14 protein-coding genes and 1 tRNA gene are annotated in these 12,827 nt (G+C 49.4%); 2 read left to right on the forward strand and 13 right to left on the reverse strand.

All coding sequences use genetic code 11. The features are described 5' to 3' along the window. Positions 1–35 precede the first annotated feature (35 nt). From BUB56_RS07510 to BUB56_RS07570, 12 genes are all read right to left on the reverse strand, one after another. Positions 36–2,507: a VirB4-like conjugal transfer ATPase, CD1110 family gene (locus BUB56_RS07510; protein WP_028309383.1), complete on the reverse strand. Its 2,472-nt coding sequence runs from the start codon at positions 2,505–2,507 to the stop codon at positions 36–38. Next, positions 2,389–2,838 carry a PrgI family protein gene (locus tag BUB56_RS07515; RefSeq protein WP_035270261.1) on the reverse strand — a complete coding sequence of 150 codons (450 nt, stop codon included), beginning with the start codon at positions 2,836–2,838 and terminating at the stop codon, positions 2,389–2,391. The genes BUB56_RS07510 and BUB56_RS07515 overlap by 119 nt, the downstream gene beginning before the upstream one ends. A gap of 44 nt (positions 2,839–2,882) precedes the next feature. Beyond that, the gene (locus tag BUB56_RS19840; RefSeq protein ID WP_242841753.1) at positions 2,883–3,287 is read right to left on the reverse strand and encodes a hypothetical protein; all 405 of its coding nucleotides are present in this window, start codon (positions 3,285–3,287) and stop codon (positions 2,883–2,885) included. A gap of 63 nt (positions 3,288–3,350) precedes the next feature. Further along, positions 3,351–3,560, reverse strand: coding sequence for a hypothetical protein (locus BUB56_RS07525; RefSeq protein ID WP_028309384.1), 210 nt, complete (start codon positions 3,558–3,560; stop codon positions 3,351–3,353). Positions 3,561–3,621: 61 nt separating this feature from the next. Next, positions 3,622–4,485 (reverse strand): VirB6/TrbL-like conjugal transfer protein, CD1112 family, encoded by an 864-nt coding sequence (locus BUB56_RS07530; protein ID WP_028309385.1) that lies wholly within the window; start codon positions 4,483–4,485, stop codon positions 3,622–3,624. A gap of 11 nt (positions 4,486–4,496) precedes the next feature. Beyond that, positions 4,497–4,712: a Maff2 family mobile element protein gene (locus BUB56_RS07535; RefSeq protein WP_028309386.1), complete on the reverse strand. Its 216-nt coding sequence runs from the start codon at positions 4,710–4,712 to the stop codon at positions 4,497–4,499. A gap of 167 nt (positions 4,713–4,879) precedes the next feature. Next, entirely contained in the window at positions 4,880–6,658 is a 1,779-nt protein-coding gene (locus BUB56_RS07540; protein WP_028309387.1) for a VirD4-like conjugal transfer protein, CD1115 family, read from the reverse strand. Further along, positions 6,655–7,131, reverse strand: coding sequence for a PcfB family protein (locus tag BUB56_RS07545; RefSeq protein ID WP_028309388.1), 477 nt, complete (start codon positions 7,129–7,131; stop codon positions 6,655–6,657). Before BUB56_RS07545 ends, BUB56_RS07540 begins: the two co-directional genes overlap by 4 nt. Positions 7,132–7,163: 32 nt before the next feature. Further along, positions 7,164–7,940, reverse strand: a complete 777-nt coding sequence (locus BUB56_RS07550; protein ID WP_028309389.1) for a BRO family protein — start codon at positions 7,938–7,940, stop codon at positions 7,164–7,166. Positions 7,941–7,961: 21 nt separating this feature from the next. Continuing rightward, positions 7,962–8,945 (reverse strand): DUF3991 and toprim domain-containing protein, encoded by a 984-nt coding sequence (locus BUB56_RS07555; RefSeq protein WP_028309390.1) that lies wholly within the window; start codon positions 8,943–8,945, stop codon positions 7,962–7,964. 307 nt (positions 8,946–9,252) lie between these two features. Continuing rightward, positions 9,253–10,158 (reverse strand): ParB/RepB/Spo0J family partition protein, encoded by a 906-nt coding sequence (locus tag BUB56_RS07565; RefSeq protein WP_028309391.1) that lies wholly within the window; start codon positions 10,156–10,158, stop codon positions 9,253–9,255. Further along, the gene (locus BUB56_RS07570) at positions 10,151–10,930 is read right to left on the reverse strand and encodes a ParA family protein (RefSeq protein ID WP_051534243.1); all 780 of its coding nucleotides are present in this window, start codon (positions 10,928–10,930) and stop codon (positions 10,151–10,153) included. Before BUB56_RS07570 ends, BUB56_RS07565 begins: the two co-directional genes overlap by 8 nt. A 134-nt stretch (positions 10,931–11,064) precedes the next feature. On the opposite strand from BUB56_RS07570, the gene BUB56_RS20275 reads away from it, so the two are divergent. After that, positions 11,065–11,268 carry a tyrosine-type recombinase/integrase gene (locus BUB56_RS20275; RefSeq protein ID WP_334292830.1) on the forward strand — a complete coding sequence of 68 codons (204 nt, stop codon included), beginning with the start codon at positions 11,065–11,067 and terminating at the stop codon, positions 11,266–11,268. A gap of 121 nt (positions 11,269–11,389) precedes the next feature. On the opposite strand, the gene BUB56_RS07580 is transcribed toward BUB56_RS20275, so the two are convergent. After that, positions 11,390–11,475: transfer RNA gene (locus tag BUB56_RS07580), tRNA-Leu, on the reverse strand. 327 nt (positions 11,476–11,802) lie between these two features. Between BUB56_RS07580 and BUB56_RS07585 the strand changes: the two genes are divergently transcribed. Next, positions 11,803–12,756: a metal-dependent hydrolase gene (locus BUB56_RS07585; RefSeq protein ID WP_110940721.1), complete on the forward strand. Its 954-nt coding sequence runs from the start codon at positions 11,803–11,805 to the stop codon at positions 12,754–12,756. The last annotated feature ends 71 nt before the right edge of the window (positions 12,757–12,827 follow it).

Genomic DNA, 12,827 nt, shown 5'->3' on the forward strand with positions numbered 1-12,827 from the left:
AACACCTCCTGTTGCTTATATTTGAAGGATCAGACTCATGCGCCCTTCACTTCATCCGGCTTTGTGGTCATGATGCGGTACAGCTCCGTATCCTTGGGGAAGCGGTCAATGAAGGGTATGATGGTATTGCCGTAGAACAGCAGGCCTTCACCGGCTCCTGAATGGGTCACATAGGACAGCTGGTGGTTGGAGATGCCCAGCTGCTTTGCGAGTATCTGCCGGTCGCCGCCTGCCTGGTTCAGCATATAGATGAAGTCGGAGTTTTCCAGAATGTTTTCGATTTCACGGGAAGCCAGTAAATCCTTGACGTTCTGCGTGAGCGCCGAGGGGATGCCCCCCCATTTTCTGAACCGCTTCCAGATTTCCAGCGAATAGGCGGCGGTCTGTTCTTCCTTCAAAAGCAGGTGGAATTCGTCCTGGTAGAACCAGGTGGTGCGGTGAGTGGCACGGTTGGCGGTCACACGGCCCCACACCTGATCCTGCAAAATCAGCATTCCCAGCTTTTTCAGCTGCTTGCCCAGCTCCTTGATGTCATAGCACACCAACCGGTTTGTGATGTCCACGTTGGTACGGTGGTTGAACACATTTAAAGAGCCTGTAACATAGATTTCCAGCGCAGTGGCGATGTGCTGGGCTTCCGGTTCGGTCTGCTTGCGGAGCAGGTTGTACAAATCCTGCAAGATGGGCATTTTCTCCGGGGATGGGGCTGCAAGGTATTCCCGGTAGACCAGGCGGACACACCGGTCAATGATGGTTTTTTCCACCGGCTGCAGGCCCTCCTTGCCGCCCACAATCAGTTCGCACAGGCTGAGGATAAAGTCACTTTTCAGGGTCAAAGGGTCTTCATCATCACTGTAATCCGGGTTGATATCCATGGGGTTGATGTACTGTGCCGATACCGGCGACAACTTGACCACCTGGCCCCCCAGCCGGTTGACAAGAGGGAAATATTCGGCTTCCGGGTCAGATATGATGATGTCGTCATTGGTTAAGAGGAACACATTGACAATTTCCCGTTTGGCGGCAAAGGACTTGCCGGAGCCGGGAGTGCCTAAAAACAAGCCGTTGGGGTTTTTCAGGCGTTTGCGGCTGGCCATAATGAGGTTATTGGAGAGGGCGTTCAGACCGTAGTACAGGGCTTCTCCCTGCTGGAACAGCTCCTGGGTGGTAAAGGGTACAAAAATCGCCACCGACGAGGTGGTGAGTCCACGTTTGATCTCGATCTGGTTCAGTCCTACTGGGAGACTGCTCATCAGTCCCTGCTCCTGCTGGTAGTCAAGGCGTTTCAGGGCACAGTTGTATTTCTGTGCGACGCCTGCCGCCTGAAAGATGTCGTTTTCCAACTGCTGTCTCTTTTTTGCCGTGTTGAGTACAAGGACAGTAACAAGGAACATACGTTCATTGCGGTTCTGCAAATCCTCTAAAAGTGTTTTGGCTTCATTGCCGTAGGTGGCAAGGTCAGTAGGAATGATGTCCATATCATAGCCGCTTCTTACGGCTTTTTTCTGTTCCTCAATTTTCATTTTATCGAGGTCGGACAGCTTGCGCTTGACGGTCTTGATGGCTTCCGCCTGGTCAATGCTGCGGATGTGCAGATTTACGGTGACAGCCGTATCCAAATCCAGAAAATCCACCAGCATTCGGTCGGTAAGCTCCGGGGCCAGGATGGATAAAAAGCTGACCGCGCCGTAGTGTTCCCCCATGCGGAAGGTCTTGCCGTCCCGGAAATCAAAGCTGGTGGGGGCGATATAGTCCCTGGTGGAAAGTCCGGTTTTGGGGATATCCTCCCACGAAAACCGCAGCTTTTCCTGACCGTCGGGGTGGAACTGGCCGTGAAGCACCTCCAGCCGCTCAAGGCCGCTCAAGGTACGGGCTTTGACGCCCATGGTTTTGAAATTGGCGAGAATATCCGCTTCCACCCGTTCCATGCGGGGCTTGGCGGCTTTGAGGGAATCCGCTTCGATTCCGAAGGTGATGAATTTAGTTTTGACCAGCCCGTTATTGCCCTTGGCAAGCTGGTTTTTTAGCATATCGGCATACTCGCGGCGGATGGAGTTGTACTCGTCCTCCTGCTCGGGAATGTCGATGGACTGCTGAAATTCTTTCAGGTTACCGTACTGGTTGATAAAGGAAAGTTGGACGCTGACCGAGGAATCAAAATAGCTGAGGAAATTGCAGTAGTTCTCGAATATCTGCGTCTTATCCTCGTTTTGGGCCAGCTGGTAAGTGATGTCCTGAAAGACAATGGTCTTGGTATACAGCCGGTCGGTGACGCGGCAGACGCCGTCCCGGTACATTTCCCTGTAAGGTATGGACTGCTGGGCGGTTTGCGGTGCGTCGGCGCGGCCAAACAGCTTCATCCTTACAGAAGCAGCAAAGCCGCCCGTGTTACCGGACGGCTTTGGCGCTGTCTTTTTTCCCTGCAAGGCTTTTCTGTTTTTGGTTTGACGGACGTTTCCCGGCAGGCGCTTTTTTTGCCTTGTCGGCTGTTTTTTCTTGGTTGGCAAAGGCTTTTCCCTCCTTTTCGATGATTTCATACAGGTTTTCTGTTACATATGGACGCCTGCCCGGCCAGAGCCGGGTGCGGAGAAGGTTGCGCAGTATTTTTTCGGCGGGCTGTCCATCCTTTTCGTACATGGCGAGAAAGAACAACGGCAGCATCAGCCCGATCATCAGAAGCATCGCGCCCTCACTGCCCAGCGTCCCGCGCGTCAGAAGATAGGCAGGAACGCCGATAGCCCCAGCCGCGCCGAAACAGATGAGCTGGCGCTTGGTAAGGTTTAGCGCAACCTTGGTTTTGACCTTGGAAAGGTCTTTGGGTACAGGTACAAATGGCATGGATTCACCTACTTTTCTTCACATTGATATGAGGTGGTAAAAAGCTAACGCTCAAAGCCGGATTTCTTTGTCGGAGAGGATATATCACTTTTCGTTTTCTTCGCCGCTCTGCGCAGTTGGGAACGTATGGACAGCTTTTCAGCAACTTCATGCGGTACTTCATCGGCAGTGTTAAGATGCTTGGACTGGTTGTCATGTTTATCTGCCTGCCTGTTTCTCCGCTGCTTGTAGGTAAAGGCTGGCGCAATGCCTTCAAGCTCCTTGCGCCGCTTTACTCTGTATCGTTCCGTGTCCTCTTTATACAGGTAATACCAATCCTCATCAAAGCTGTACACTCCCACCATGCCTGTGGCGTTTCCGGCCTTGTAAATCAGTTCATACTTAAAAAGAGAATTCGGGTGACAGTCAACTCTGATCAGGTCAAGCTTTAATTCTTCCGTAATGACCACCTCCGGTACAGACAGTAAAAAACACCGGCGGTTTTCCGGTGTTTGGGTATTTCCTGCAAGATTTTATCCGGTCCTGTATTCCTCTGTTTCTTCCACATGGAGAAATCCCTGGACGGCGGCTTCAATGATTCCTGAAGCTGCAAGGGATACATGCGTATTTCCTTTGATTAGAAATCCGTCACGCGTTATATAGTTTTTTGGCAGCTGCTTACTGGAAGACCGGGGATAATAAACTTGATCAGTGTCCTGGGATGTATTCTTTTCTTCGCTCATGAGCATCATCTCCATAAATATATTGGGGATATAGGCTTTATTGCACTCATTGGCCCCCTCCTTAGTGCGCGCCGAAAATGGTCTTCGACAGGCTCCCGGTCTTAAACAGGGAAAAGCATAAGAGCACCGTGTAACCCACAACACCCCAAATCGCTGTGTGGATGTTGCTGGAAAAGACCGTGCTGTTTAATAAAACTGCGTAAATGGCAATACAGACCATGATGAGAAAGCCCTGGAATGCCACGGCAAACAGGGATTTTAAATAGTTCTGTCCCATGCTGCCCCATTCCCGGTTGACCATAGTAGCAAAGGGAATGGCCGCCACTGAGGTGGTAAGATAGATTTCCAGCATACGTCCGTAGATGATCAGGAAGATGCAGATGGACAGGGCTTTCATGCACAGGCTGAGAATAGCGGATTCCATATACAGCCCCATCAGCGTATACCATTCCATGGCCTCCAATTGGGTCTGCAGGCTGTCCATGGCAAGGTTGATGTTCAGGCTGCCGGATATGATTCCGGCACTGCCGTTCACTGCCCGCTGGGCCAGATCGAATACACCCATGACAATATCAAAGGTATGGGTGAGGATGTAGGTGGCTGCAAAGGTCTTGAAAATCCATTTGAAGAAAATCCAGGTGTCAAAGTCGTGCATGTTGTTTTTCTCAATGATGAGCTGGATCAGCTCATAGCACAGCACAAAGGTCAATATCATCCCGGCGACGGGGAGGATTACGGTGTCCGAAAGAGACTTAATCATGGAGAAAATGCCGGAGTTCCAGCCCTCCGGCGTTTGCCCCACCTGGCTTGCGATTTCACCGACCCGGGTGTTCACTTCGTTGAACATACCCTGATAGTTGCCGGTGATACCGCCGATTAAAGCCTCCTTCATCCATTCGGTAATTTTGTCAAAAAGGAAGCTCATAGGCAGGCTCCTTAACTAAACAGGCCAGACAGCAGGGGAATGAGCTTCAGTCCGATGAGCACCACGCCGCCGCCCGCCATGAGCTGCTTCATGCCCTGGGATTTCGCACCCGGATTATCGTTGCCGTACCCCTCCAAAAGATTGATGACGCCCCACACGGCAAGGCCTGCGCCAAGCGCGATAACGAGGACTTTCAAGACATTGATGGCTTCTGTGAAAAATTCCATAGATTGTATGCCTCCTTTATTTTGGTTTGAATTTATTGAAAAAGATAACAATATGAAACGGAGCCAAAAGCTCCGGCTGGACAAAGGGGTAGCCTGGGAGGAATACCTTGACAGGCTGTGAAACGAAAAAGCCCTCCCTGCGCATGAAAATCACAGAACAGAGAGGGCTACAGTACGGCTTCTGCATCCTTATCCGGCTCAAACTCGTAAACCTCGTATTCCTCGTCGGGTTTAACTTTTAGCCTGGTGGACAGAAAGCGTTCGATGGAAAAGGTGTTTTTGGGATTGGCGTCAGACAGGTATTTATAGTTCCTGTGCTGAGTGATGTCGTATTTGTCCGAGAAAAAGGGCCGGACACCGCGCAATTGCAGGATACATTTGGAACCGTCCATCACCGCCAGCTCATCCATGGCCATAAGCTCCCGGCCCAGCTTCTGGTAGTTCTGGCCGTAGGAGGGCGAGTTCCCTTTGGTAATGCTGCTGTTGAGCATGTCGATAGTCTCTTTCCCAAGACTTTCGGTGAGGTCTTTCAGAGTGGTTTTTTCCGAGCCGCCGAGGAAAATCCGGGTATCCATGTTGCCGATAATGGTTTCGGCATTGTCCTTATAGATGGCTTTTAGCTGGCTCTGCGCCTGTAAAATGACGCAGGCGGAAATCTCCCGGCTTCGGATGGTGGCAATGAGCTTTTCAAACTTTGGAATTTGGCCGATGTTGGCAAACTCATCCAGGAGGCAGCGTACATGCACCGGCAAGCGCCCGCCGTATTCGTTATCCGCCTTGTCGCACAGGAGATTGAACATCTGGCTGTACAGGAGGGCGGCGATAAAGGAAAAGCTGTCGTCGGTGTCGGAAATAATGACGAACAGTGCGGTCTTGCGGTCGCCCAGGGTGTCCAGTTCCATTTCATCATAGGCAATCAGCTCCCGCATTTCCTTGATGTCGAAGGGAGCAAGGCGTGCACCGCAGGAAATGAGAATGGATTTTGCCGTCTTTCCCGCCGCCAATTTATACTTTTTATATTGCCTTACGGCGAAATGCTGGGGCTCCCGTTCCTCCAGCGCGTCAAATATGAAATCCACGGCATTTTTAAACGATTCGTCATCCTCCCTGACCTCCATGGCGTTGATCATCTCCACAAGCGTATTGAGGTTGCGTTCCTCGTCGGGTGCCTCATAGTGGATGTAGCCGATTAAGGCACAATACAGCAAGGTTTCGGCTTTCACCCAGAAATCATCCCCAGCTTTACCTTCGCCCTTGGTGTTGGCAATGAGGGCTGTGACCAGCTTCAAAATGTCCTTTTCGGAACGGATGTAGGCAAAGGGGTTGTAGTGCATGGACTTTTTAAAGTCGATGGTATTGAGGATTTTGATGCGGTAGCCGCTTTTTTGCAGGAGCTTCCCACACTCCAGAATGAGGGTGCCCTTGGGGTCGGTAATGACGTAGGAACTGTGGAGCTGCATGAGATTCGGCTTCAACCAGAATCTCGTCTTGCCAGAGCCGGAACCGCCCACAATCAGCACGTTTTTATTCCGGGCGTACTTGGGCTTTTTCGGTCGGTTGTTCATGGTCAGCCCCTCGGTGGCTGTTAAAATGATGTTCTGCTCCGGCTTTTCATCCATGTAGGGCTTGATGTCGGTGGGCGTTCCCCAGCGGGCGGAGCCGTATTCCCTGTCCCTGCGCCACTTTTTGGCATTTTTCTTTTTAAAATATACCGTGGCAGAGACAGCAGCGGTGCCAATGACGCCTGCCAGCAGGTCATGGGGATGGAGAGAGGGCAGCGGTCTTGCCATTACGGAGTCCAGTATGCTGATGCTGCCGACCAGTTGATCTAAAACATTTGTGTCGGGAGCCAGCCGCCAGGCTTCACCCAGCTTATCCGCGAACCAGAATACCGGCACATAGGGAAGATTGGGAAGGACATATTTTCGCAAATTGTCGGTATTCATCGCTCCGGCCCTCCCCGGTCTTTGTTTTTCACACGGTCAATCACCGTGTTCTTGACAAGCTCTTTGAACCTGTTCAGCTGTGCCAGCACGGAGGGTTTGGCAGCATTTCGTTTCAGCGTTTTGGCACTGAACTCCGAAAAAGCGGCGGTCATGGCGTCAGCATCGCGGGCTTTGAAGAATACCAGCCATTTGGGGGGCGTTGAGACAGTGTCCCTTTTCAGCGCATAGTCAATGCCGTATTTGCGGGCGTAGGGCTCAAAGCTTTTGATATTCTGATCGGTAATCTCGATATTGGATAGCCCCGCATTCTGCTTGGCAAGCTGTTTTAGCGTTTGTTTGCCCTGTGGGGGTGCGTCCCTGGCCTGCTTCATTCTGCGCAGCGCGGCATTCATGGCCCTGGCCAACAGCCTGCCAGTCAGCTTTGTGCCTTTTACTGTCAGCGCCACGGTTTTCTCATTGACTTGTTCCTGCATCTCTCAAACTCCTTTCCTTTAAAATTTCTGCATTACAGGCCGGCAGCATTAAAATCCTCCATCAGGGGAATAATGCCGTTTTCTTTCAGTGTTTTGTACAAAAACAGGCGTCCTGCCTGTGTCCAGTAGGTGTGCATGACGCTTCTTTCTTCGTTGACATGATAGGTTCTTGAACAGGTGTATCCCTTTCCGACAAGGCCCTGATACAAAAGCCAGGTGCCGCCCAGCTTGAACTGGATGCCCAGCTCATGCAGAAGCTGGTTGAAGGATACCGCCGTCATGCCGTAATCCTTGGCAATGACGCTGACCTGCACGGCATTTTTGCTTTGCAGGATGAGGTCGTAATACCGCGCCTTGGGCGCAAGGGCTTCGATATGCTCTCTTAAAACAGTGTTTTGCTCCCGTTCCGCAAGCAGCCTGTCTAAAAGCTCGGAGGTAAACTCGGAGCTCTGGAACATTTTTCCAAGGATTTCCTCGGTGATGTAGGCCCCGTGCCTGCGGATGGAGGGAAGCACTTCGCTTGTCACCCAGCGTTTGAACTTTTTTGCCTGGGGAAGCTTGCTGGAGAGGATAAGGCTGTACAGACCGGATTCGTTGATGATGGTCATGTTGCGGTTTTGTCTGCCGTCGTGAATCGCGACGTCAGCTTTATCTTCCTCATCAACATGCTTCTTTAATGCGTCGCGGGTATTTTGGTAATTCAAAATGTCCGCTACATCCTTGCCCACGAACCACGGCTGACCGTCGATTTCCAGAACTCGGACTTTTCCAAATTCTTCGTTTTCAAACACTTGCAGCTTGTTTTCCATTTTTCTGCGCTCCTTTCCTTATTAAATAGAAAGCGCCGCCCTGTTCGGACGGCTTCTTTGCTCCTGTTCCTTTTGCTCCCGTATTGCTACCAGCAGCGTATCGTTGTAATCCTTGCCTGCAGGCGGAGGGGAAACGGTGATGCAAAGCGTCCGGTCACGGAGCATTTCATCTTCATAGACCGCCGCCTTGATTTTTTCAATGGCTTCCAGACCGGCTTTGTCATTATCCAGCCCCAACACGATATGGTTTACCTGCGGATGCTGCTGTAAGAATTGCAGCAGCGCCAGAGGCGACACACCGCCTAATGAAAGGTAGTGGCGGCCTTCCCAGCCGGCATCCTTTCTCTTTTGCAGTGTCGCCATAGAGAGGGTGTCAATGGGAGCCTCGGCCACCATTACAATTTCTCCGGGTGGAGCGCAGGCCGGAAGCAGAAAGCCAAACCGCTTGTCGCTGCCCTCCATATCCTGCCGTAAGCCGCTGGTTGTCCCGCGCACACAGGCGAAGCGCACCTTGCCGTGTTTATCTTTCTGTCCGACAAACACACAGTTGTGATATTTGCGCCCCTCATACAGTGTACCGGCTTCCACGCACCGTTTAAGAATATCCCGGTCAATACCCCGGCCTAACAGGTAAGCAATGGCGCGGTCATTGTTGACGTTTTTTGCAGGCAGGGCAAATGGCTTGGCTTTTTTCGGCGGCAGTGGCTTCGCCGTGCTGGCTGGAATAGGAGGCGGCGGCCCGGCACGGACGTCATAAGCTAGGGTCTGCACCGCTTCCGTAAATTCCATGCCCCGCACCTTGACGAGGTAATTCAGCGCCGTTGTGCCCCCAAAGCCACGGCTGTGCCAGTGCCATTTGCCGTTGGAGACGGTCAGGCTGTCATGGTCGCGCAGGCGGTATTCATGGCCGGTTTTTTTTAGGTTATGGGGCTCATTGGCAAGCAGGTAATCCAGAAGATCCACCTGCTTAGCCCGCGCAATCTGTTCCTCCGTCACCCACGGCATGGCGGCGTCTCCATTCTGGCAATACGGTTCATTTCGGTTTTCAGGCAGGTGCCGTCGCTGAACCGGCAGAGAAAACCGTGGTTTGGATAGGGGCAGCCTTCACAGAGCGTTTCCTGTTCCGTGCAGTATATACGGTCATCGTTATATCCTAACGGCTCCCGCTTCGGGGTATAGAGCGGGCTGCCGTTCTTTCTGTTCATTGGAAAATTCCTCCCTTCGTGTTGTTTTTCTATGGAGACAAAGCAAAAAACGGGGCGCTCGCCATCATTGACGAACGCCCCGGTTTTTACTTTGTCTCTGATTCAATTTAACTTACCGCCTGTTTTTTATGCCAGTTTTCCAACAGTCCCATAATGACCTTTTCCATCTGTTTTGGCGTATAGTCCTGGGGAAAATATTGTTTAAGGCGGCTTCCGGCCAGTGTGAGCTTAACAGGTTCCTTTTTTTCCTCCGCCAAAATGGAATCGATCATTTCGGGGGTCAGTTCCCCCGACTGGCTGTGCTTTTTGAGCCTTTGCGCCTGCGGCAGGGACGGCGTGGCTTCATACTTCGCCATTGCATCCATCAGGCTTGACTGCTCCTTCCGGCTGAGATAGGACAGCTCTACGGCTGGATTAAATGCAATTTTCTTCGCATCCACCAGGTCAATCAGTCCGGGTACAAGCTCCGTCAGCCGGATCATCCGGTAAATTTGACTTTTACTTTCCCCGGCCTGCTTGGAGACAACCGTTACGGACAATGTACCGATGTCGATACCGTCCACCACGATACCACGATGCTTTAATGCCTCCAGCTTCATACGGTAGGCCCATGCCTTTTCGCTGGGTAGCAGGCTTTCCCTTTGTTCCAGATTGGTATCCACCATGATAATAACCGCTTCATCATCGTCCATTTCGCGCACAATAACGGGCATGGTGGTTCTTCCGGCCAATTCACTGGCAAGTTTACGCCGATTGCCCGCTACAAGCTCATAATTGCCATCAGTACGGGGACGGACAAGACCGGGGACAAGGACGCCGTATTTCTTGACACTTTCAGCAGTTTTCTTCATAGCCTCATCATTTCGCACCTGAAACGGGTGAAATTCAGGGGGACATAGTTTGTCAAGCGGCATTTCTATCACTTTCTCAGCATTTACTTCTGTTACGGTATCGCTTATACGGAAAATATCATCATAGCTGGCAAGTGCCAGAGCACCTTTTGTTTTAGCCAACGGAAAGCACCTCCCTTGTCAGGGTCTCATATGCCACCGCTACCTTTCCGCGCGGGTCATAGGTGTATATGCTTTTTCCAGTTTTGCTGATTTCGGAAGCACGAACCGACCGGGGAATATGGCTGAACATATGAAGCCTGCTTCCGTAAGCCTCATTCAGGGATTCCATGATTTCTTTTGCATCATTCGTCCGTTCATCCACCATTGTAGGCAGAATGCCGCCGATTTCAAGGCGGGGGTTGATCTGCCTGTGTACTCTTGCGATGGTTTTCAGCAGCAGCTCCAGCCCCTTTGCGGGCAGGTATTCGGCCTGCACAGGAATCAGCACGGAATCCGCCGCTGCCAGTGCGTTGACGGTCAACATCCCCAGAGATGGAGATGTGTCCAGAAGAATAAAGTCATATAGGTGCTTTACAGTTTCAAGATATTGGCGTAAAATGGTTTCACGGCTCATGGCGTTTACCAGGGAGATTTCCACACCAGAAAGCTCTATGCTGGCGGGCATAAGGTCAACGCCTTCCGCGTGATGGATAATCCCCGCTTTCAAAGGCAGGGGATTATCCTCTATAATTCCGCTCATAACTGTTGCCAGCGTGATGGGAATTCCGTCCGGCTTTGGATAGCCGAGACTGATGGTGAGCGACGCCTGCGGGTCTACATCAAGTACCAGGACCTTTTTGCCCTTCCGGGCAAGCCCGATTCCGAGACTGACGGTTGTGACTGACTTTCCGACTCCGCCTTTTTGATTGGATATGCTTATAATGGTTGCCATATAGTATACCTTCCTTTCCCAAATATTTTCGGTGCTAACATAACAAACGGTTTTTCCGCGTGGTTTTTTCGTTAGCTTTTCATGTGGAAAAAGAATGAAAAAGAATAACGACGAACCCCGAAAACCCTTTATACATGCGGTTTTACCGTTTCGTCGTTATTATACTATATGGGCACAGTTGCGCCAGTTTATTGTATGCCAACGGAGTTAGTCTTAAAGAGATACAGGAATGGTTGGGACATAGTGATATTTCTACTACATCGAATATCTATACACACCTTGATTTTAGTTCAAAGGTTGCTTCCGCCAATGCTATTATGGATGTATTTCCTTCTTAAGCAGGAGGGACATTTGGAGGGATATCATATGAAAGGAGATCAACTCCAAGATAATTATAATGTTATAGAAAAAGAAAAACTCTCAAATCCACATTTAGCGTATTTAAGAGCTATTGGTTTCTGGTGCCGGTGGTCGGACTCGAACCGACACGCCCAAAGGACACAGCATTTTGAGTGCTGCACGTCTGCCAATTCCATCACACCGGCATATTTATTTTAATTCTCCTCCTTAAAAACCGCCTTAGAATTTGGAGGGATATTTAGGAGGGATATTAAAATCTTAATGGATATTTAGTTTTCAAAAACCCTGTATTTATCAAGGTTGGCACACACCAACTGGTAAAAATGCGAAGTAGATTTTGAGTCCGGTGCGTCTGCCATTCCACCACTTCGGCACGTTACAAATATAATATTAACATAAAATTAACAGGGTGGCAAGTATTTTTTTGTATGTAAAATATAGAAAAAGTTGAAAGCCTGTAGTGATTATGGTAAACTAAAATTGCGTGAAAAATAATCATTGGTGGTGAAAACATGGATCCAGTTACCCATGGGGTTATCGGTTTAGCTATTTCGGCTTTTAGCGGCGACCCGGTTACCCTGACCAATCCTGTTAGTCTAGGCTGTGCAATCGGAGCAATGTCACCAGATATTGATATTGTAACAAGGATTTGGGGAGATTATGTATATTTAAAGCATCATAGAGGGACCTCACATTCTATACCTGCATTGTTAGGGTTAGCTGCTGTCATTACAGCAGGATTATCTCCATTTTTTCAGGGATTTAATTTTTTTCAGGTTTTTATTTGGACTTTTATTGGCTGTATGTCTCACACCTTTTTTGACATTCTCAACTCCTATGGGGCCAAACTGTTTATGCCCTTTACCCGAAAAAAGCATATGGTTGGAATATTAATGCTTTATGATCCTATGATTACTTTGCTATGCTTCCTGCTCATTTTTGCAAATCAAAAAAGCAGTTTCTTTTATGGGGGCATCATTATCAGCTTTGGTGTATATTTAGGATTTAGATTGTATATGAAGCATTATGCAAAGCTCATTGTAACACAGTATTATCAGCATGGATACAAGCTGGTGGATGTTAACGTGCTTCCATCCCTGATGGCCTTTCATAAATGGGACTATATCGTGAACAGCAATAGTCATCATATTGTTGGTCAGGTAAACCTCGTAACGAAAGGGTTAAAAGAAAGGAAAAAGTTTAAGAAGCCGGAAAATGAAATTGTTGAGCTTTTTGAAGAAACGAATATCGGCAGATATTTCCGCGATTTCACACCACTTTATTACGTAATGCATTTCGAAGAAATGGGAAAGATTATCCTAAAATCCATAGATCTGCGGTATTATCTTAGAAATAATTTTATGCATCATGCAACGGCTATATATGATAAGGAAAGAAATATTATTGAATCTTTTTTTCACCCTTATTCAATAAAAAAGAATATTCCTGTTACGGAGGCTGATTAGAACTACTGATACCAGTAGTTCTTTTTTATTTAGTTTGCATAATTGTCCTTACCTTTCCATAAACATTAAAG

The sequence above is a fragment of the Geosporobacter subterraneus DSM 17957 genome (assembly GCF_900142145.1).
Classification (GTDB): Bacteria; Bacillota; Clostridia; order Peptostreptococcales; family Thermotaleaceae; genus Geosporobacter; species Geosporobacter subterraneus.